A 19,728-nucleotide genomic window follows, 5' to 3' on the forward strand; every position below is an offset into this window, starting at 1 on the left:
GGTGTTTGCCGTCGACGGAGGACCCCGTGCTGGAGTGCTGGATCCGGGATGGCGCGCTGTCGGTCTTTTGGCCTGCCGGGCCTGGCCGGGGACAGGTGCGGGGGCGCTCATGACCGCTTCTTCGGGGTGCGGGACGGGCCGTGGTTGTGCTTGGGCCGCATCCGGGTGCCTGCCTGGTGGAGGAGTCGACAGACGGTGCCGATGGAGTAGTTGCACTCCTCGGCGAGGTCCGGCACGGTGGCGCCGGCTTCGTATCGCGCGCGGAGGGACAGCGCGAGCTTCTTTCGCCGTGCGGCGTTGGCTGCGGAGCGGATGCGGAGTGTCTGCTGGGCGGTGCGGGGCGCGCCCCCGGCCTCGATCAGCAGCCGCCGCGCGGCACGTCGCGTCACGGACGCTGCCGTGGCCAACTCCGTGAGCGTGGCGCCCTGTTGCTCGTAGAGGCGGCGCAGACGAGCCGCGAGATTACGGCGGGCTTGCCCGTCGCGCATCCTGCGCGTCTGCCACGAGGTGCGCATCACGGTCCCGGCCTCGCGCAATCGGTTGAGGACCGTGCCGTACGACAGCCCGCTCGCGGCGACGAGTTCGGCGACGGTGGCGCCGGACTCGTACTGCTCGCGCAGGCCTTGAGGAGTGACCGATGCGCTCTCGGCATCGGCGGGTGGAGGTTGTGGAGTCACGCGGCGGAGTTCCATTCCCTGAGGGCTTCGGCATGGGCAGTAGTCATCTCGTCGTAACTGCGCTGGTCAGCAGGGGTGATGAGGATCAGTCGGCCGTCGGTGGCGAAGCGCCAGTCGGCGGCAGTCCGACCGGTGACCGGGTCGAGGACGCTGCCGTCCGGGCTCTGCCACGCGGACGGGATCTCGTCGGGCCGGGGTGCCGGCACCAGGACCTGGCTCCCGTTGCGGACGATCACGGTGGCTTTGCTGCGGTGTTCCGCGCGCCGGTCCAGTGCCTTTTGGTATGCCGCTCGCTCGATCGCGTGCAGAGTCCTGCGCCGGACTGCGGCGCCCGCCGTGCCGTAGCACTGGGCGATGCCGTCCCAGCCCTGTGCCGGCCGGGTGCCCGGTTCCGTGGCGGCATCCAGGGGGCTGTCGCCGAAGCCGTCCACTGCACGGGGAGCGAGGGTCCAGGTCTCGCCGGTGTGCTGGACGAGACCCTGGTCGGCCAGGCGCTGCAAGGTCCGGTAGGCAGTGGCACGGGACACGGAGGCCGTGCCGGCAAGCTGGCTGACCGTCTGAACGGGCCGGACGTGCAATGCCCCGATGATCATGAGGGCGGAGCTGCCGAGGCCGCGGTGGGCGAAGGCGTCGTGGTCCATCAGGCGGGCGATGACGGTGGAGTCGATGTCGGCCGTCGTGGCCGTCCCAGGGGTGGTCCACTCCTCAAGTGCCAGGTCGGGGGGGTACTGAGTGGTCCAGAAACGAGACAGTGAAGCGGAGCCACGACGGCCACCGGCGCTGCCGTGGTCGAGGTACCAGGAGGAGCCCTCCCGGCCGTGCCCGACCCGCAGCCGACGCAGCCAGCCCCCGGGCTTGAGGACGGTCTCGTAGACCACGCGCAGCGTCGTCCGCGAGATCCCCGCTTCCTCCGCGGTCTGCCGCTCGCTGGCGTGGTGCAGCGGGCCACCGGCAATCTCGGCGAAGTTCAGATGCGCCCGCAGCACACGCAACGCGGTCCGTCCCCGCTCGCCGCGCCAGGGAGTGGTCTCGATGCGGTCCCGCAGCGCGGCGAGAACCTCGTAGGCGTCGTGAGGTGAGTCCAGCGTTCGGGTTCCGGAGATCACAGCCGAGGCACTGGCTCACACCCGTCGGATGTAGTCCAGGGCGCGGGCCTGCCCCGAGCGCAGTGCGATGTGCTGGGCGTGCCGGCCGCCCTCGTGGTCGGGGTGCAGCAGCAGCCGGGCCAATTCCTCGATGCTGCCGCCGGCCCGAGCGACATGGCAGGCGATCGCCGCTGTGACGCGGTGCCCGTGCTCGGCTGCCCCCGCCCGGTCGGGGCGCACGGTCACGGTCCGGCCGTCGGAGCCGAGCCTGCTGTAGCTGCCCGTCGCGTAGCGGCCGGTGAGATCCCCGAGCAGGGTGAGCTCGGCGGCTGCCGGGCGGAGGTGGTGAAGACCGAGTCAGCTGAATGGGTGAGTGGTCTGCCGCTGTGGTTCTGCGGGGTGGTTGTGGTGTGCCACGGTGAGGTCGTCTCGCAAAGACAAGGGAGCCACCCAGGCCCGCTAAAACCACGGGTGACGCCCGGAACCGAACTCCGATCGGTGCCAGCAACGCCTCCAGGATTGCCGTCCTGGAGGCATTCGTATGCCTGGCCCCGCTCTGGAGGCAGGCGTCCCCATCGCAACTCGACCAAGGCGGGAACAGAGAGCCGTCGAGGTCACCGCTCCTGATCGAACTCCGTCAACTCGGGTCCCTCGGAGGCAAGTTGCAGAGGGATCACCTCTGACTGCCTCTGAGCGGCCCAGGTCGAACCGGGGTCGAATCAGAGCGTTTTCCTCTGACCGCCTCCGATCGCCTCTGCAACCCGTCCTAGCAGGTCACAGCCGGTTCGGCCTCCATAAGTGCAGGTCAGAGGGGTGCGGTCGGATTACCACGAGTACACGGTCAAGACCCCTGGTTCCTCCACGCGCGGTGCCCGTCGCATCGTCACGGGTGAGGAGTACCAGGAGGACTACTACACCTCCGACCACTACGCCTCGTTCGACCTGATCGACTACGGCTATCGACTACGGCTGCTGAGTCCCCCACGACTCGGTTCCAGGAACGGCGCGACCTGATCGGCATGTGCCGCTGAACTCCTTGCCCCGCGTACCCCCCCCCACACCTCCATAGGGCGCGGGGCAAGGCAGTTCGGAATGGCGCGAAATGACGCGGCGCTTCGACATCTCGAACACGCGGTATTTGCTCGCGATATCGCGGTGTCTCGCACAGATCGCATTGCTACGCCTATGCCTGCGCCTACGCGTTCTCCGGAAGCTCGTAGGTGCCGTATTCCGGGCGGCCCGCGGACTCGTACGTCTGGATGGAGACGCCCGCCGCGGTCGTACGGCCTCCGATGTGCCGGAAGGCGGTCGGAACGGCGCCCTCTGCAAAGAGGCGGCGGCCGGCGCCGAGGACGACCGGGAAGGTCAGCAGGTGGACCTTGTCGACCAGGTCCAGGGCGAGGAGGGACTGGGCGAGGGCGCCGCTGCCGTGCACCTGGACCTCACGGTCGGTGCGCTCCTTGAGGGCGGCGACCTCCTTGCCGAGATCACCGCTCAGCACGGTCGTGCCGGCCCAGTGCGGTTCCCTGAGACCGGCGGAGACCACGTACTTCGGCAGAGCGTTCAGCCGGGACGCGACCGGGTCGGCGGGATCGGTGACCTTGGGCCAGTACGAGGCGAAGATGTCGTACGTACGGCGGCCCAGGAGGAAGACGTCGACGCGTTCGAAGACCTCGGTGATGAACCGGCCGAAGTCCTCGTCCCCGTACGGGACGCTCCAGCCGCCCTGTGTGAAGCCGTCACGCGGGTCCTCGTTGGGGCCGCCAGGTGCCTGGTAGACGCCGTCGAGGGTGACGAAGGACGTGAGGGTGAGGGTGCCCATGGCGGATGCCTGCTCTCTGGGAGGGGTCCTGGTTGTCATCAGCTCAGACCCTTCCGGGGCCCGCAACTCATCGGCCACCGCCCCAGCGGTTCCTCGCCCCCGCCGCCCCTACCCGTCCCATCCCTGGGGGCTGCCGCCCCCAGACCCCCGCCATCGGCCTGAACGGCCTCGTCCTCAAACGCCGGACGGGCTGGGTTTCTCAGCCCGTCCGGCGTTTGAGGACGAGAGGGTTCGGGGGCAGCGCCCCCGAGGATGGGACGGGTAGGGGCGGCGGGGGCGAAAACAAGCCCCGTGGCACCCCCGCCCGTCTCACCCCCCGAGCTCTCGATACCGCCCCGCCAGTTCCCCCGCGCCCTCCTCCGTCAGTGAGCCGAACAGGCGCAGTCGGGCGATCCCGCCGTCCGGATAGATGTCCACGCGCGCGTGGGTGCCCGTTGCCGGGGTCGGGAGGACGAAGCGGTGGTTCGTGTCGGGCTGGAGGCGGGTGCGCGGGAGGATCTCGGTCCAGCCGCCGTTCTCTCCCTGCTCCCCGTTCTCTCCCTGTTCCCCGTTCTCGCCGTCCCGGAGCGACACCGTCGCCCAGCCCGCGCTGTTCCCCTTCAGGTACGCCGTGTCGATCTCGATCGCCCGGATCTCCGACCGCGCCACCAGGCGGTAGCGGATCCAGTCGTTGCCCTGGTCGCGGCGGCGACGCGTCTCCCAGCCGTCGTCCATCTTGCGGGAGCGCCCCGGCTGGATGGTGTTCGACGCCGGTGAGTAGAAGAGGTTGGACGCGTCCTCGGCGCGGCCGCCGTTCTCCAGGGCGACCACGTCGAAGGTGCCCAGCACCGCCAGCCAGGCGGGGTCGGGGACGACCTCGCCGTACACCCGCAGGCGCGCGATGCCCCCGTCGGGATGCTGGTTGACGCGCAGGTGCGTGAAGCGCTGTTCGACCGACACCTCGAAGCCGTTCGCCGCGTGGCCGCCGACCTTCGTGCGCGGTACCAGCGTCGTCCACTTCACGTCGTCCGACAGAAGGTCCTCGGGGGACGGTGAGCCCGGTACCGACACGCCCTCCACCGACACGGCCTGCGGATAGTTGCCGCGGAAGTGCGCCGTGTCGACCACGATGCCCCGTACGACGCCGGGCGCGCCGAGCCGGACGAGGGCCCAGTCGTGGTCCTCGGCCGTCGGCCACGGGTGCTCCGCCGACGCGCCGCGCCTGCGCCGGGTCTCCCAGCCGTCCATGACCTTGCCCTTGTGGCCGAAGTCCTCGGGCACGAACTCGGCGGGCTCGGGCACGAGCATGTTCTCGCGGTGGGCGAAGAACTCGTCGTTGGCGGCGATCACCCCGGCCCCGAGACGGCGGTCGGCGAGGTCGGCGTACTGGGTGAAGGGGAAGTCCGCGGTGCGGTAGTCCGCGTACGGGTCGCCGCCTCCGTAGGGGTTCGCGTCGCCGGTGAAGCTCGGAATCGCGGTCACGGTGATCAGTTCTGCCTTTCGGAGTCGGCGCTGCGGGTGCCAGGGGGGGCGGAAAGCCGGGGACGGGTCAGGGGATACGGGTGAGGAGTTGCCCCTTCGGGTCGGTGAACTCGCCGTCCGCCACGATGCGTTCGCCGCGCAGCCATGTCGACTTGACGACACCGGTGAGGGTCTTGCCCGCGTACGCCGTCACGCGGTTGCGGTGTTGGAGGGCCGCCGGGTCCACGGTGAACGTCTCGTCCGGGGCGAGCACCGCGAAGTCGGCGTCGCGGCCCGCCTCGATGGCGCCCTTGCGTGCGTCGAGGCCCACCAGGGCGGCCGTACGCGTGGACATCCAGCGCACGACGTCCTCCAGGGAGTGGCCCCTCCCCCGCGCCTCCGTCCACACCGCCGCGAGGCTCAGCTGGAGCCCGGAGATACCGCCCCACGCCGTCGCGAAGTCGGCGGTCTTGAGGTCGGCGGTGGACGGGGAGTGGTCGGTGACGACGCAGTCGATCGTGCCGTCGGCGAGCGCCTGCCACAGCAGGTCCTGGTTGACGGCCTCACGGATGGGCGGGCAGCACTTGAACTCACTGGCGCCGTCCGGGACTTCCTCGGCGGTGAGGGTGAGGTAGTGCGGACAGGTCTCCACCGTGATCCGCACGCCCTCCGCCCTCGCCTCGGCGATCAGTGGCAGCGCGTCGCTCGACGACAGGTGCAGCACGTGCACGCGCGCGTGCTGCCGCTTCGCCTGGGCGATCAGGTTCGCGATCGCCGTGTCCTCCGCACCGCGCGGGCGCGAGGCGAGGAAGTGGGCGTATTCGGGGCCGCCCCGCTGCGGGGCCGTGTCGAGGTGGTGCGGGTCCTCGGCGTGCACGATCAGCAGTCCGTCGAAGTCGGCGATCTCGGCCATCGACAGGGCCAGTCGGTCCTGGTCGAGGTGCGGGAACTCGTCCACGCCGGACGGTGACAGGAACGCCTTGAAGCCGAAGACCCCGGCGTCGTGCAGCGGGCGCAGGTCCTTGACGTTGTCGGGCAGCGCGCCGCCCCAGAAGCCGACGTCGATGTGCGCCTTGGAGGCGGCCACGTCCCGCTTCGTACGGAGGTGGTCGACCGTCGTCGTCGGTGGGAGGGAGTTGAGGGGCATGTCGACGAGGGTGGTGATGCCGCCGGCCGCCGCCGCGCGCGTGGCGGTCCAGAAGCCCTCCCACTCCGTGCGGCCGGGGTCGTTGACATGCACGTGGGTGTCGACGAGCCCGGGCAGCAGGACGTCGTCGCCGAAGTCCTCCAGGCGCGCGCCGGGCGGTACGTCGGCCTCGTACGGGAGTACGGCCGCGATCCGGCCGTCGGCGACCGCGACCGTGGCCGCGCGCGTCCCCTCGGGCGTGATGACGCGCGTCGAGCGCAACACCAGTTCGACGTCGGACACTCGGAGACCCCTCTCTGCCGCCGTGAATCCCGCCGTTAACTTCCACGTAACGGAATTCAACGTTCTGTTGAAGGAGTCTTCCCCGCCCTCCTCGTACCGTCAAGAGTGACCCCGGCGACAACCTGGATGTTTCCACAGAACGGAATTACAGTTCCAGAAATCAGAACGTAGCTACATACAAGCAGGCCGTCAAGCAACCGACCGGTAGGCTGCATCATCGCCTGTCAGCCGTGAAAGGAACGCGCCGTGCCGACGCCCAGCGCCAGCTCCACCGACGCCGCCAAACCCGCCGCCGCCAGCGGTGGTGTGCAGTCCCTGGAGCGCGCCTTCGATCTGCTGGAGCGTATGGCCGACGCGGGCGGTGAGGTCGGCCTGAGCGAACTGTCCGTGAGCAGCGGGCTGCCGCTGCCCACCATCCACCGGCTCATGCGCACGCTCGTGGTCTGCGGCTACGTACGACAGCAGCCCAACCGCCGGTACGCGCTCGGCCCGCGGCTCATCCGCCTCGGCGAGTCCGCGTCCCGGCTGCTCGGCACCTGGGCCCGCCCCTACCTGGCCCGACTGGTCGAGGAGACCGGCGAGACGGCGAACATGGCGCTCCTGGACGGCGACGAGATCGTGTACGTGGCGCAGGTGCCGTCCAAGCACTCGATGCGCATGTTCACGGAGGTGGGCCGGCGCGTCCTGCCGCACTCCACCGGCGTCGGCAAGGCCCTGCTCGCCGACGTCCCGCCGGACGAGGTGCGTTCCCTGCTCGCCCGTACGGGCATGCCGGCCGCGACGAACAAGACGATCACGACCCCGGACGACTTCCTGACCGCCCTGGAGGAGGTACGCCGACTCGGCTTCGCGGTCGACGACAACGAGCAGGAGATCGGCGTCCGCTGCCTCGCGGTCTCCGTGCCCAACTCCCCGACCGCCGCCGCGATCTCGATCTCGGGCCCGGCGGGCCGGGTCACGGAGGAGGCGACGGAGAAGATCGTCCCCGTACTGAAGCAGGTCGCAGCCGAGTTGTCGGAGGCCCTGGCCAGCTCGGGCAGCCCCGCGCACTGATCTCGGGTGCGCCACAGCGCCCCAAAGGGACGCGGGGCTGTGTCGATCTGCGGCTCCGCCGCGGGGCGCGACCAGCCCCCACCGGCCCGCGGCGTACAAACCACCCGTCCAACGGAGTTCTCAGCGCCGCTGGTCCCCGAACAGTTCCACCGCCGCCCGCACCTCCGACAGCCCCCGAGCCAGCGCACTGACCGAGCCGATCGCCCCGGCGACCAGGAGTAACGATCGCCGCAGGCGCGGGATCTCGGGGCGGCCGGTGATGGCCATCGCGGCCAGGGAGGCCAGTTCGTCCTCGGCGATGCCACGGTCGGGGAACTCGGCCGGGTGCGCGGCAAGTTCGCGGCGCAGCCGGGACACCGCGGTCCGCAACTCCGCCACTCTCGGATCTTCGTCGCTGCCGGTCACCGACCTCTGCCCCAAGCTCCGCAACACAGCTCCCCCACGGCCCCCACATGCGCCCCGCACGCCCCCATCGCGCTGGTCGGGCGCCGGGGACGCCGGACAGTAAACGCCACCCGCGCGACAGGCGCCACACCATGGGCCGAAATTCAGCCCGCGAACGTCCGTGAACACCGCCGGTTCGCCTCCGCGTCAGGTATGCAGGAGGCATGACGGAGAAGCCGGACCAGGTACCGGACCAGGTGGCGGGGCTGCTGCTCGCGGCGGGCGGGGGACGACGGCTCGGCGGTCACCCCAAGGCCCTCCTCGAACACCGCGGACGCCTCCTCGTCGAACACGCGGCCGACGCCCTGCGTACGGCGGGCTGCGACCCGGTCCATGTCGTCCTTGGGGCGAGCGCCGACGACGTACGGAAACGGGCCGTCCTGCCCGGGTGCGTCCTGATCGACAACCCGGAGTGGACGGAGGGCATGGGCTCCTCGCTGCGGGCGGGGCTGACGTCCCTGCGGGCCACGTCGGCCCGCGCGGCCCTCGTCTCACTGGTGGACCAGCCTGGCATCGGGCCGGAGGCCATGGCCCGCGTTCTCGCCGCGTACGCCTCCGAGAAGTCCCTCGCGGCGGCCTCGTACGGCGGAACGCGCGGCCATCCGGTGCTGTTCGGCGCCGCGCACTGGGCGGGTATCACGGCGGTCGCGGTCGGGGACCGGGGCGCCCGCGACTATCTCAAGGACCACGGTGACGCGCTCACCCTCGTCGAGTGCGATGACGTCGCACAGCCGTACGACATCGACACGGCGGCCGACCTGGACCGGCTGGAGTAGAGAATCTCGACATCAACAAATTATTGAACTTCCACGATGAGGAAACTAGCATCCGTTCAGCAGAAACACCCGTTCCAGCAGCACCCAGCAACCCACAGCCCAGCCCGCTGAAGGAAGTGACCGCTCATGTCCGCACCAGCGCCGTCCCCGCTGGCCATCGTCGACGCCGAGCCCCTGCCCCGGCAGGAGGAGGTGCTCACCGACGCGGCGCTGGCCTTCGTGGCCGAGCTGCACCGGCGGTTCACGCCCCGGCGTGACGAGCTGCTCGCGCGCCGTGCGGAGCGCCGCGCCGAGATCGCCCGCACCTCGACCCTCGACTTCCTCCCGGAGACGGCCGAGATCCGCGCCGACGACTCCTGGCGGGTCGCCGAGTCCCCCGCCGCGCTGAACGACCGGCGCGTCGAGATCACCGGCCCCACCGACCGCAAGATGACGATCAACGCCCTCAACTCGGGCGCCAGGATCTGGCTCGCGGACTTCGAGGACGCCTCCGCACCGACCTGGGAGAACGTGGTCCTCGGTCAGGTCAACCTGGCCGACGCCTACACCCGGAACATCGACTTCACCGACGCGAAGAGCGGCAAGTCGTACGCCCTCAAGGCGAACGAGGACCTCGCGACCGTCGTCATGCGGCCCCGTGGCTGGCACCTGAACGAGCGCCATCTCCAGGTCGACGGGGAGCAAGTGCCCGGCGCCCTGGTCGACTTCGGCCTCTACTTCTTCCACAACGCGCAGCGGCTCCTCGACCTGGGCAAGGGCCCGTACTTCTACCTGCCCAAGACCGAGTCGCACCTCGAAGCCCGGCTGTGGAACGAGGTGTTCGTCTTCGCGCAGGACTACGTCGGTATCCCGCAGGGCACGGTCCGTGCGACCGTCCTCATCGAGACGATCACGGCCGCGTACGAGATGGAGGAGATCCTCTACGAACTCCGCGACCACGCCTCGGGGTTGAACGCGGGCCGCTGGGACTACCTCTTCTCCATCGTCAAGAACTTCCGTGACGGCGGCGCCAAGTTCGTCCTCCCGGACCGCAACGCCGTGACGATGACCGCCCCGTTCATGCGCGCCTACACCGAACTCCTCGTCCGCACCTGCCACAAGCGCGGCGCGCACGCGATCGGCGGCATGGCCGCGTTCATCCCGTCCCGGCGCGACGAAGAGGTCAACAAGGTCGCCTTCGAGAAGGTCAAGGCCGACAAGGACCGCGAGGCCGGCGACGGTTTCGACGGCTCCTGGGTCGCCCACCCCGACCTCGTCCCGATCGCCCTGGCCTCCTTCGACGCGGTCCTCGGCGACCGGCCGAACCAGAAGGACCGGCTCCGCGAGGACGTCCACGTCGAGGCCGCCGACCTGATCGCCGTCGACTCGCTGAAGGCGAAGCCGACGTACGACGGACTGGTCAACGCCGTGCAGGTCGGCATCCGTTACATCGAGGCGTGGCTGCGCGGGCTCGGCGCGGTCGCCATCTTCAACCTCATGGAGGACGCGGCCACCGCCGAGATCTCCCGCTCCCAGATCTGGCAGTGGATCAACGCGGACGTCGAGTTCGAGAACGGCGAGAAGGCAACCCCGGAGCTGGCCCGCAAGATCGCCGCCGAGGAACTCGCGAACATCCGCGCGGAGATCGGCGAGGAGGCCTTCGCGGCCGGCCACTGGCAGCAGGCCCACGACCTGCTGCTCACGGTCGCCCTCGACGCCGACTACGCGGACTTCCTGACCCTGCCGGCGTACGAGCAGCTCAAGGGCTGATCCTCTGGTCTTCTAGGAATCCGGCTTGTCCGAGTGGCCCAGGGATCTTCCCGGGGCCACTCGGTCGCGTACGGCCTGCTTCACGGCCGTGGGCTCCGGGAAGCCCTGCTCCTTGCGGTCCCAGATCACTTCGTCGTCGACCCGGACGACGAACACGCCGCCGGTGCCGGGCTTGAGCGACAGCTCGCCCAGCTCCGTCTCGAAGGTGGTGAGCAGTTCCTGTGCCAGCCAGGCCGCGCGGGGCAGCCAACGGCACTGGGTGCAGTACTCGATCTGTACGACGGGGGCGTGGGGGCTCATCCGAGATGCACCGACCAATCCTGTTCCGCCGCCGGCTTGCCGTGCAGGTCGGGGACCCGCTTGAGCCAACTCGGGCGGCCTCGTTGTGTCTTCGCCGCCCGGAGGGCCTCCTCGGCGGCGAGTTCCTCCCGGGTGGGGAAGTCGGTGGGCAGCCAGGCGGCCGAGGCCCGCACGCGCGCGTGCAGGTAGCCGACGTACGCCTCCCTGACGTCGTCCGGTGTCGCGAAGCCCGGTTCGCCGGCCAGCCAGGCGTCCGGCACCTCGGCCGCGATGCCGCGCAGCAGGTCCTCGGTCACCCGGGGGGCCAGTTCGGTGTCGGCGGCCCGGGTGTCCGGGGTGTAGTGGCCGAGGGCGTGGTGGCGGAAGTCGTAGGCCTTCGTGGGGTCGGCGCCGTCCCAGCGGTGGTGGAAGACGAGGGCGGCGCCGTGGTCGATGAGCCACAGACGCGGGGGCGCGATGCCGAGCGTCGGCCAGATCATCAGGTTGGAGCTGTGGACCGTACGGTCGACGTTGACGGTCAGTGCGTCGAGCCAGATGATCTTTCCGGCCTCCAGCGGGTCGACCGTGCAGTTCGCGGCGACCTCCGGGGTGAAGTCCCGCGCGCCCGGCAGGTAGTCCATGCCGAGGTTCAGGCCGGCGCTGGCGCTGTGCAGGTCCCGTACTTCCTGGTGGGGTTCCTCGTCGGCGATCTCCGGGTCGAAGTGGACGAGGACGAGTTCGGGGAAGCGCAGTCCCAGGGCGCGGGACAGCTCTCCGACGATCACCTCGGCGACCAGTGCCTTGCGGCCCTGCGCGGAGCCGGTGAACTTCACGACGTAGGTGCCTAGGTCGTCGGCCTCGACCACGCCGGGGACGGAACCGCCCGACCTCAGGGGCTCTACGTAGCGGGTTGCCGTGACCTCTCTCATGACGCGAGCATAGTGATCAGGTGTGACAGCCACTACGGCGTTTCTCGGCGCCGACCTCAGCGCCAGGAAGGGTGCCCCTCCGGTGTGCTGCCGGTGGTGAGCTTGCGGGCGCCCGTGCCGTCCGCGCGGATCGCCCAGATCGCCGGCCGGTCGAACGGCCCCCGCACGAAGGCCACCCACTTGCCGTCCGGTGACCAGACCGGGTCCATCTCCTGGGCGGCCGTCCGTACCAGTGTCCTGTCGCCGCTGCCGTCGGTCTTGGTGATGTGGATGTCACCCCCCGTCCCCTCGTCGGGTGCTCCGGCGGTGTACGCGAAGTAGCGGCCGTCCGGGGACCAGACGGGGTCCAGCGCCCGCCGGGACTGGTGGGTCACCTGCCGGGGTTCGGCGCCCGGCTGTGCCGGATCGACGACGTGGACCTGCCAGCCCGACGTCTTCTGTAGGCAGACGGCGATGCGCTTGCCGTCGGGGGACCAGGCCGGGTCGTCCACCTTCCCGGTGCCGGTGGTCAGTTGCTGCGCGGAGCCGTCCGAGACGTTCACGGCGTACAGCTGCTGCACACCGTCCGCGTCGCGGCGCAGGACGGCCAGTCGCTCGCCGTCCGGGGACCAGGAGACCCGGCCGCCCGAGATGGCGCCGATCCGGCGGACGTCGCTGCCGTCCGCGTTCGCCGTCCACACGGCCGATCCGTCCGCCGTCTTGCGGGTGAACGCGAACGACTCGCGGTCGGGGGACCACTGCGGGAGGGCGTCACAGGTCCCGTCGATCAGCTGTTCGGGATTGTCCGTGGTGGAGTCGCGGCGGCCGATCACGCTGTGGCATTCCGACGATCCGGGTTCCGTGTCCAGCCGGACCAGCAGCGGGGCGTCGGGGAACACGGCGGGGGTCGAACTCCGGGGCGACGGCGAGGCGCCATCGGCGTCGGCATCGCCCTGACCGGAACCGGTCCAGGGATGCCACACGAGCAGCCCCGCGACGGCCGCCGCGACCAGCAGCGCCGCCAGGGCGACCGTCCCTCGACGCCCGCGCCGCGCCCCGTCACCGCCGGGCGGCACGAGCCCTCCGGGCGGCTGTACGGGCGTGACGTCCGGCGGGGGCCCGAAGCCGGGGCCGGGCGGCGACTGGACGGTCAGGGGGTAGGAGCCCACGGCCCGGCCGTCGGCTGGCGCCGTCGGGGTGGGCGTGGCGGGGCGCGGGTCGGTGGCCGGGTGTTGCCCTTCGGCGCCCGGGGGCGGCGCGTGGACGGTCGCGCGCTGGTCGCCGACCAGTGCCTGCCCATCGCCGACCGGCGGCGGCACGGACACCGTCGCGCGCCGGTCCATCGCCAGGGGCTGTTCATCGGCGACCGGCGGCGGCCCGAACGCACCCGCGCGCGGGTCGAGGGCCGAGGCCGGTCCATCACCGACCGACGGCGACGCAGACACGGTCGCGCGCCGGTCACCGGCCAAGGCCTGCCCGTCAGCGACCGGCGGCGGCCCGAACGCACCCGCGCGCGGGTCAAGGGCTGAGGCCGGTCCATCACCGACCGACGGCGACGCGGACACGGTCGCGCGCCGGTCACCGGCCAAGGCCTGCCCGTCAACGACCGGGGGCGGCACGGCCACCGTCGCACGCTGGTCCATCGCCAAGGGCTGCCCATCGGCGACCGGCGGCGGCCCGAACGCACCCGCGCGCGGGTCGGTGGGCGCCGCCGACGGGCGGTCCGTCACCGGTGCCTGTCTCCGGATGAGTGCGGTCGCCTCGGCGGGCAGCCAGGTGTCCGACGGGTGGCGGACCGTGAGCTGGTCGAGGAACTCCGACGGGTCGGGGCGGTCGAGCGGGTCCTTGGCCAGGCAGGCCGCCACCAGTTCGCGCAGCCCGCCGGGAAGGCCCGTGAGGTCGGGCTGCTCGTGGACGACACGGTAGGGCCAGGCGGCCGACGCCCCGTCGCCGAAGGGAGCGCGGCCCGCCGCCTGGCTGAGCACCACGCCCAGGGCGAACATGTCCACCGCGGGAGTGAGCGTGCCGCCGGTGAGCTGTTCCGGCGCGAGGAAACCGAGCGTGCCGATCTGGAACCCGGTCTGCGTGAGGGCCGTACCGTCGAGGGCCCGTGCGATGCCGAAGTCGATGACCCGGGGGCCGTCCTCCGCGACGATGATGTTGGCGGGTTTCAGGTCGCGGTGGATGACCCCGGCCTGGTGGATGGCGGCCAGCGCCTCGGCGAGGCCGGCGGCCAGCACGGTGAGCGTGTCCGCGGGCAGGGGGCCCACCTGGTCGAGCAGGTCCCGCAGGGTGGGGCCGGGTACGTAGGCCGTCACCAGCCAGGCCGGCTCACCCTCCGGGTCGGCGTCCACGACCGGCGCGGTGTGAAAGCCGCCGACGCGGCGGGCCGCGGCCACCTCGTCGGCGAATCTGCGCCGGAAGCCCGGTTCCGTGCTCAGTTCCGGTCGTACGACCTTGACGGCCACCGCCCGGCCCGACCGCGACCGGCCGAAGTAGACGACGCCCATTCCGCCCTGGCCGAGCCGTCCGACCAGCCGGTATCTGCCCTCCCCGACAGAGGCGGGATCACCTGCTCCGAGCGGTTTCATGACTCCCCCATCCCCCGTCGAGCGGCCACAATCAGCCGCAAGTCTCCCCAATACCGGCCATCAGTCTAGATGTCTCGCTCATGACGTCACCGGGTCCGGAACGGTTCCCCTCCGCCTCACTAGTTCACCCCGCCAGCGGGTTCGGCAGCGGCAGATAGCGGGCGTCGGCCCCGTCCGCGCCGGTCCAGCGCAGCAGCAGGTTCGTCTTTCCCGGGAGCGTGGGCGCGGCGAGCAACTCCGCGACCTCGGGAAGGTCGTGGCGGGAAAGTTCCCGGCGTACGGCCTGCCAGGGGTCGAAGCCCGGATGGCGTTCCCGCAGCGCCTCCGCGACCTCCGTGAGGTGGTTGACGACCAGGCAGTACACGAGCCGCTCCCAGCCCGCCGCCCGCGTCACGTCCGGCAGCAGCTTGACGCCCTCCGCGTCCCGGTACAGGGCCTGTACGGGGGTTCCCTGGGCGTCGACCGCGATCAGGCAGTTCTGGAGGTGGGCCTCGATGACGACGCCGTGGCGGGCGAACAGGTCGACGACCGGTGGCACGGCACAGCGCAGATACGCCGTCCACCAGGCGGCCGGGTCGCCGAGCCCGTCGAGCGGGTTGCCGTCGAAGCCCTCGACCAGCGCGGCGGCGAGCAGCGGGGTGGCGCCGGGGACGACATGGTCGTACAGGCCGTCGCGGACCAGGACCGCCAGTTCCTCGAAGGCGAAGGCGGCGGTGCGGTAGCCCCGGTCGCTCAGCCAGGAGCCGCCGGGGGTCCTGGCAGCGGCCGCGACGACCGTCGCGTCCGTGCGGCGCAGTGCGAGCAGGTCGTGGCGCCAGAGCCGGCGTACGTCGTTGGTGATGCGGACGTCGAGGCTGAACTTGACGAAGAGGTCGTGTTCGGGCGCGTACAGCGTGCGGATCGCCGCCGTGGGCCAGGTGTCGGACGTCGTCGTGCCGAGCCGGATCAGCCGGCCGTCCGCGAAGGCGTCCGTCAGGCCCGGGCCGACGAGGTCGAGCTGCCACGGGTGGGCGGGCAGCAGCCGGTAGCCGGGCGGGGCCGTGCCGAAGGCGTCCAGGGCGGAAACGTCGCCCTCCTCGGCGACCGCGTCCTCGCGCACGCCGAGCAGCACCAGCGGGAAGGCGGCGTACGCCTCGGGCGCGTACGGCAGCCAGCGCGCGACCGGGCCGCCGCCGCGCGCCTTGGGCGCCGGGTGGTAGGGGTGCCCGGTGAGGAGGGACTGCTCGGAGCGGCGGTACGGGTCGTCGGGCGGGGTGGCCAGGTCGCGGGCGGTGAGGAGCGCGGCGACCGCGTCCCGGCTGTCGGCCATCTCGGCGGGCAGCTCGGGGTTGGACAGTCCGGTGTGGGCCTGGAGTTCCTCGGCCACGAGCTTGACGAGTTCGGCGTGTCCGACCGGGTACCAGGTGCCGTCGCCCGTGGTCACCTCGGGCGCGGCGGGCCGCCGGGTGCCGTGCACACGCAGCAGGCGCTGTCCGCTCGGCAGCCGGTACACGCGCGGCTCGCCCGTGCCGGGGACCGGCTGGGCGACTTCCCGGAGCAGACAGTTGAGCAGAGGCGCGACCGCGTAGGCGTCGGCGCGCGCTCCGGTGTCCTCGTGCGCCCCCGCAGCCGGGGGCACGGCGGGGTGCATGGTGGGGTCCACGCGTTCCCTCGTTTCTTACGGTGCTTCCCTACGGTGCGGTTTCCCGCGGTGCGCCGACGATCAGTATGTCTGTCGTCGGCCCACCCGCTCACCAGCACATACCCGCACCCAAACCCGCACCTGAGGAGCCCGCCGTGCACCGTCCCTCCAGCGCAGAGGCCGAGGTCGCCGACGAACTGGCCGCCGTACGCCCGGACCTCGCGTCGCGGTACGCGGCCGAGCTGCCCGGCGCGCGGGCCGCCGTACTGACCCGGCTGTGGCGGGCGCTCGTCCATGAGCCACTGCCGTGGATCGTCCGCCGCGAGGGCGGCACGGGTCTCCTGCTGGCGGACGGCCGCCGTCTGGAGGGCCCGTACGCCGATCCGTACGCCGTCGACGGCCGCGTGACCGCCGTACGGCTCGGGAGGGTCTCGTACGACGATCCGGCGCGGCTGCTGACGGACCTGGCCCTCCCGCACGGTGCCGCCTTCGCGGTCGAACTCGGCCACAGTGTCGCCTCGTTGGCGCTCTCCCGCGCGAACCAGGACAGCTCCCTGCCCGCCCCTCTGGCGAGCTGGGAGTGGGAGCAGCGGGTCGTCGACGGGCATCCCTTCCACCCCAACTGCCGTTCCCGGCCCGGGTTCTCGGTGGCCGAGCAGCTCGCGTACGGACCCGAGCACCGTCCGGTCGTGGAGCTGGCGCCGGTCGCTGCGGACGACTGTGCCGTGCGGGGCGAGTGGCCCAAGTGGCTGTGGGACGGGGAGCGTCCGCTGATCCCGGTGCATCCCTGGCAGTCGGCGCATGTGCTCCGACTCCCCGGCGGGGGAGGGCTGTCGGCGCATCCCCTGATGTCCCTGCGCAGCCTTGCCCTCCCGGACGGCGGCCCGCATCTCAAGACGGCGTTGAGTGCCCGGCTCACCTCCTCGGTACGGGACATCTCGCCGTACTCGATCGAGACGGCGGCGACGGTGTCGGCGTTCATGGAGTCGATGGCCGCGCGTCTCGACGGACTGCTGCACATCACCCGCACCCTCGGCGCGGTCACCGCCAACTCGCCCGATCTGGCGGCGGTGTTGCGGGAGCCGCCTGACCAGTACGCGGACGTGGTGGCGGGCGAGCGGGTCGTTCCCGTCGGGGCGCTGGCCGCCACGGGACTCGCCCGATCCCCCTCCTGGCTGGCCGAGTTCACGCGTCTCGCCCTCACCGTCGGGCTGCGTCTGCTCGATCTGGGTGTCGCCCTGGAGGCGCACGGCCAGAACCTGCTCGTCGTGCTGTCGGCGGACGGGGACCCGCTGCGGCTGGTCTACCGCGACCTCGCCGACATCCGGGTCAGCCCGGCCCGGCTGGCCCGGCACGGCATCCCGGCGCCGCAGCTGACCGGACGGATCGTCACCGACGACGAACCCACCCTGCGCCGCAAGCTGTTCGGCTCGCTGGTGGCGGGGGCGCTGGGCGCGACCGCCGGTTCGGAGGCGGCGCTGCGCGAGGCGCTGGAGACGGCCGTACGAGGGCTGCCGCGCACGCCCGATCTGCTCGCGCTGCTCGAACAGCCCCTGCCCACCAAGGCGTTGACCCTGATGCGGCTGTCGCCGGAGACACCCGGGGACCAGTGGACCCAACTCCCCAATCCCCTGGGAGAAGTCAAGCTGGAGGGCGGCTGACGGGACCCGTTTTGAAGCGGGTCGCCCTGGGTCAATAGGATCCGTCGATGATCACAAGACAACGGCTGGCGGCGGGCGCCTGCGTCCTGTTCGCCGCCCTGGCGGCCGGGATCGCGGTCCCGGCCGGAGCCGTCGCCGACGAAACCACCGCACTCGCGCCCAAGGTCAACCTCCTTCTCGACGTCAGCGGTTCGATGCGGGCGAAGGACATCGACGGGCAGTCGCGGATGGCCGCGGCGAAGCAGGCGTTCAACGAGGTGCTCGACGCGACCCCCGAGGAGGTCCAGCTCGGTATCCGCACGCTGGGCGCCAACTACCCGGGCGACGACCGCAAGGAGGGCTGCAAGGACACCGCGCAGCTCTATCCGGTGGGCCCGCTCGACCGTACCGAGGCCAAGACGGCCGTCGCGACGCTCACGCCCACCGGCTGGACGCCGATCGGCCCCGCGCTGCTGAAGGCCGCCGACGATCTCGACGGCGGCGAGGGCACCAAGCGCATCGTGCTGATCAGTGACGGCGAGGACACCTGCGCGCCGCTCGACCCGTGCGAGGTGGCCCGGGAGATCGCGGCCAAGGGCATCGGCCTCACCATCGACACCCTCGGTCTGGTCCCGAACACCAAGATGCGGCAGCAGCTGAGCTGTATCGCGGAGGCGACCGGCGGGACGTACACGTCGGTCGAGCACACCGACGAACTGGCCGACAAGGTCAACCAGTTGGTCGTCCGGGCCGCCGACCCGGTGGTGACGCCGGTCGCGGTCACGGGTGCGGCAGGGTGCGCGAACGCCCCAGCCGTGAAGTCCGGTCTGTACACGGACCGCGAGGAGTTCGGGCAGCAGCGCTGGTACAAGGCCGAGGTCCAGCCGGGGCAGGAACTGCGCGCCTCGGTGAGCGTGTCGGCCGACCGGGCCGTCAACCCCGACTACGGGGTGCTGCTGCGGGCGGTGACCGTGCACGGCCGCGAGATCGTGCGCGGCGAGGGCAACGGCACCGGGCGTACCGACGTCATCTCGACGGGCCTGCGCTATGCGAAGGCGGAGGCCGACGACGAGGACGACGCCGAGCAGACGGCCGCCGAGACCGTGTGTCTCCAGGTCACCAACTCCTTCTCGGCGGCCAGTGGTGTGGCGTCCACACCCGGTCTGCCGCTCGAACTGACCGTCGACGTCGTCGACGGTCCGAGCCAGGCGAGCGATGTGGCCTCCTTCGGTCTCGGCCGTGGCTGGTGGCTGCTGGGCGCACTCGTCCTGGTCGGCTTCCTCACGGGCGTCCTGTGGGGCTGGCTCTCTCGTTGGCGGCTCGCGGTCTGGAGGACCAGCTGATGCGTGCTCTCAACAAGCAACTGATGCGCGGCACCCGCGTGTTGGGCTCGACCCTGCTCCTGTCAGGGCTGGCCGTCACCCCGGCCGTCGCCGACGAGACGCCCTCCCCGAGCCCCTCGGACGGCAGCTCGGCGCCCACCTCGGCGGGCACGTCGTTCCGTACGGCGACGGAGATCGACCAGGGCGAGCAGGCCACCGCGAGCGGCTCGGCGGGCGACTATCTGTACTGGTCGTTCCCCGCCGACGCCGGCCAACGTCCCACGGTCAGGGCGACGGTGAAGCTGCCGGACACCCACGCGTCCGAGGCCTGGCAGCTCGACGTGTACGACGGTCTGCGGCGCCGTCAGGCCTGCCAGTACGGCGCCCAGACCCGCACCGCCGCCGCGGGCACCGCCTCCGTGGAGCTGGCGTGCACGCTGCGCACGGTCCGGGCCTGGTCGGAGCAGTGGGCCAACGACCCGCTGCCGGGCACGTATTACGTCCGCCTGACGGCCGTGAACCTCCCGACGTCCGACCTCGGCCTCCCGGTCGAAGCCGAACTGCGGGTCGACTCCAAGGACATCGGCGGTTCGGCGGCCGTGGACGGTTCGCTGGCCGAGCCGCTGGTTCCCGGAATAGCGGTCAAGTCCGAGGACACGGAGGACAGTTCGACGACGTCCGCCGTGCTGTCGAGCATCGAGCCCGACGACGGCTGGGCCTCCGGCTGGTGGTCCGACCGCTGGGTCTGGACGGCGATCGGCGGCGCGCTGGCAGCCCTGGCGGGCGTCGGCGGCTACGCCCTGACGCGCGGCTCGGGCCGGCCGAGGCAGGTCCCGCCGGGAGTCTGATCAACGCCTGACGGTTCGTCAACATGCCCGCCGCGCACGGCTGT

The 19,728-nt window shown here is 71.5% G+C and carries 17 protein-coding genes and 1 pseudogene; 7 read left to right on the plus strand and 11 right to left on the minus strand.

All coding sequences use genetic code 11. The features are described from left to right. Positions 1 to 107: 107 nt before the first annotated feature. The 3 genes from OG787_RS07790 to OG787_RS07800 are packed head-to-tail and all read right to left on the minus strand — an operon-like array spanning position 108 to position 2,008. Positions 108 to 692 carry a helix-turn-helix domain-containing protein gene (locus OG787_RS07790; protein WP_405534655.1) on the minus strand — a complete coding sequence of 195 codons (585 nt, stop codon included), beginning with the start codon at positions 690 to 692 and terminating at the stop codon, positions 108 to 110. Further along, entirely contained in the window at positions 674 to 1,783 is a 1,110-nt protein-coding gene (locus OG787_RS07795) for a transcriptional regulator (protein ID WP_405534656.1), read from the minus strand. The genes OG787_RS07790 and OG787_RS07795 overlap by 19 nt, the downstream gene beginning before the upstream one ends. Before the next feature lie 15 nt (positions 1,784 to 1,798). Next, the gene (locus tag OG787_RS07800) at positions 1,799 to 2,008 is read right to left on the minus strand and encodes a hypothetical protein (protein WP_369037864.1); all 210 of its coding nucleotides are present in this window, start codon (positions 2,006 to 2,008) and stop codon (positions 1,799 to 1,801) included. Between the two features lie 579 nt (positions 2,009 to 2,587). Between OG787_RS07800 and OG787_RS07805 the strand changes: the two are divergent. Further along, positions 2,588 to 2,776, plus strand: a pseudogene (locus OG787_RS07805) (ribonuclease domain-containing protein); the annotation flags it as partial. A gap of 181 nt (positions 2,777 to 2,957) precedes the next feature. On the opposite strand, the gene OG787_RS07810 reads toward OG787_RS07805, so the two are convergent. The 3 genes from OG787_RS07810 to allB all read right to left on the minus strand — a co-directional run bounded on the left by OG787_RS07810 (position 2,958) and on the right by allB (position 6,453). Then, positions 2,958 to 3,584, minus strand: a complete 627-nt coding sequence (locus tag OG787_RS07810) for a dihydrofolate reductase family protein (RefSeq protein WP_405540448.1) — start codon at positions 3,582 to 3,584, stop codon at positions 2,958 to 2,960. A gap of 309 nt (positions 3,585 to 3,893) precedes the next feature. After that, positions 3,894 to 5,045, minus strand: a complete 1,152-nt coding sequence (gene alc / locus OG787_RS07815; protein ID WP_405534657.1) for an allantoicase — start codon at positions 5,043 to 5,045, stop codon at positions 3,894 to 3,896. Positions 5,046 to 5,112: 67 nt separating this feature from the next. Then, positions 5,113 to 6,453, minus strand: coding sequence for an allantoinase AllB (gene allB / locus OG787_RS07820; protein WP_405534658.1), 1,341 nt, complete (start codon positions 6,451 to 6,453; stop codon positions 5,113 to 5,115). A 246-nt stretch (positions 6,454 to 6,699) separates the two neighbouring features. Between allB and OG787_RS07825 the strand changes: the two genes are divergently transcribed. Next, complete coding sequence (locus OG787_RS07825) at positions 6,700 to 7,506, plus strand: IclR family transcriptional regulator (RefSeq protein ID WP_405534659.1); 807 nt, start codon at positions 6,700 to 6,702, stop codon at positions 7,504 to 7,506. 120 nt (positions 7,507 to 7,626) lie between these two features. Here the strand turns inward: OG787_RS07825 and OG787_RS07830 are convergent, their stop codons facing one another. Continuing rightward, positions 7,627 to 7,911, minus strand: a complete 285-nt coding sequence (locus tag OG787_RS07830) for a DUF5955 family protein (protein WP_369030341.1) — start codon at positions 7,909 to 7,911, stop codon at positions 7,627 to 7,629. A gap of 203 nt (positions 7,912 to 8,114) precedes the next feature. On the opposite strand from OG787_RS07830, the gene OG787_RS07835 reads away from it, so the two are divergent. Together OG787_RS07835 and aceB are read left to right on the plus strand one after the other, a co-directional pair. Further along, the gene (locus OG787_RS07835; protein ID WP_405534660.1) at positions 8,115 to 8,726 is read left to right on the plus strand and encodes an NTP transferase domain-containing protein; all 612 of its coding nucleotides are present in this window, start codon (positions 8,115 to 8,117) and stop codon (positions 8,724 to 8,726) included. Positions 8,727 to 8,852: 126 nt separating this feature from the next. Next, a complete protein-coding gene (gene aceB, locus OG787_RS07840; protein WP_405534661.1) occupies positions 8,853 to 10,475 on the plus strand; it encodes a malate synthase A in 1,623 nt (540 codons plus the stop codon). A 12-nt stretch (positions 10,476 to 10,487) separates the two neighbouring features. Here aceB and OG787_RS07845 read toward each other — a convergent pair whose 3' ends face one another. From OG787_RS07845 to OG787_RS07860, 4 genes are all read right to left on the minus strand, one after another. After that, positions 10,488 to 10,775, minus strand: a complete 288-nt coding sequence (locus OG787_RS07845) for a SelT/SelW/SelH family protein (protein ID WP_405534662.1) — start codon at positions 10,773 to 10,775, stop codon at positions 10,488 to 10,490. Next, positions 10,772 to 11,683 carry a HipA family kinase gene (locus OG787_RS07850; protein WP_405534663.1) on the minus strand — a complete coding sequence of 304 codons (912 nt, stop codon included), beginning with the start codon at positions 11,681 to 11,683 and terminating at the stop codon, positions 10,772 to 10,774. Before OG787_RS07850 ends, OG787_RS07845 begins: the two co-directional genes overlap by 4 nt. A 56-nt stretch (positions 11,684 to 11,739) precedes the next feature. Next, on the minus strand, positions 11,740 to 14,253 hold the full coding sequence (locus OG787_RS07855) for a protein kinase domain-containing protein (protein ID WP_405534664.1): 2,514 nt from the start codon (positions 14,251 to 14,253) through the stop codon (positions 11,740 to 11,742). Between the two features lie 124 nt (positions 14,254 to 14,377). Further along, complete coding sequence (locus tag OG787_RS07860) at positions 14,378 to 15,883, minus strand: IucA/IucC family siderophore biosynthesis protein (RefSeq protein ID WP_369030532.1); 1,506 nt, start codon at positions 15,881 to 15,883, stop codon at positions 14,378 to 14,380. A 146-nt stretch (positions 15,884 to 16,029) separates the two neighbouring features. Between OG787_RS07860 and OG787_RS07865 the strand changes: the two genes are divergently transcribed. From OG787_RS07865 to OG787_RS07875, 3 genes are read left to right on the plus strand one after another with little or no spacing between them, the layout of a single operon-like run. Further along, positions 16,030 to 17,535, plus strand: a complete 1,506-nt coding sequence (locus tag OG787_RS07865; protein WP_405534665.1) for an IucA/IucC family protein — start codon at positions 16,030 to 16,032, stop codon at positions 17,533 to 17,535. Positions 17,536 to 17,582: 47 nt separating this feature from the next. Beyond that, a complete protein-coding gene (locus tag OG787_RS07870; protein ID WP_369030347.1) occupies positions 17,583 to 18,857 on the plus strand; it encodes a VWA domain-containing protein in 1,275 nt (424 codons plus the stop codon). Next, positions 18,857 to 19,684, plus strand: a complete 828-nt coding sequence (locus tag OG787_RS07875) for a hypothetical protein (RefSeq protein WP_405534666.1) — start codon at positions 18,857 to 18,859, stop codon at positions 19,682 to 19,684. The genes OG787_RS07870 and OG787_RS07875 overlap by 1 nt, the downstream gene beginning before the upstream one ends. Positions 19,685 to 19,728: the final 44 nt, after the last annotated feature.

It is taken from the genome of Streptomyces sp. NBC_00075, from assembly GCF_045041225.1.
Lineage (GTDB): Bacteria > Actinomycetota > Actinomycetes > Streptomycetales > Streptomycetaceae > Streptomyces > Streptomyces adonidis.

Excerpts from the sequence above, each read along its gene's own strand:
- OG787_RS07790 (WP_405534655.1), bottom strand. The coding sequence starts at position 692 with ATGGAACTCCGCCGCGTGACTCCACAACCTCCACCCGCCGATGCCGAG.
- OG787_RS07810 (WP_405540448.1), bottom strand. The coding sequence starts at position 3,584 with ATGGGCACCCTCACCCTCACGTCCTTCGTCACCCTCGACGGCGTCTAC.
- OG787_RS07835 (WP_405534660.1), top strand. The coding sequence starts at position 8,115 with ATGACGGAGAAGCCGGACCAGGTACCGGACCAGGTGGCGGGGCTGCTG.
- aceB (WP_405534661.1), top strand. The coding sequence starts at position 8,853 with ATGTCCGCACCAGCGCCGTCCCCGCTGGCCATCGTCGACGCCGAGCCC.
- OG787_RS07845 (WP_405534662.1), bottom strand. The coding sequence starts at position 10,775 with ATGAGCCCCCACGCCCCCGTCGTACAGATCGAGTACTGCACCCAGTGC.
- OG787_RS07850 (WP_405534663.1), bottom strand. The coding sequence starts at position 11,683 with ATGAGAGAGGTCACGGCAACCCGCTACGTAGAGCCCCTGAGGTCGGGC.
- OG787_RS07855 (WP_405534664.1), bottom strand. The coding sequence starts at position 14,253 with ATGAAACCGCTCGGAGCAGGTGATCCCGCCTCTGTCGGGGAGGGCAGA.
- OG787_RS07860 (WP_369030532.1), bottom strand. The coding sequence starts at position 15,883 with ATGCACCCCGCCGTGCCCCCGGCTGCGGGGGCGCACGAGGACACCGGA.
- OG787_RS07870 (WP_369030347.1), top strand. The coding sequence starts at position 17,583 with ATGATCACAAGACAACGGCTGGCGGCGGGCGCCTGCGTCCTGTTCGCC.
- OG787_RS07875 (WP_405534666.1), top strand. The coding sequence starts at position 18,857 with ATGCGTGCTCTCAACAAGCAACTGATGCGCGGCACCCGCGTGTTGGGC.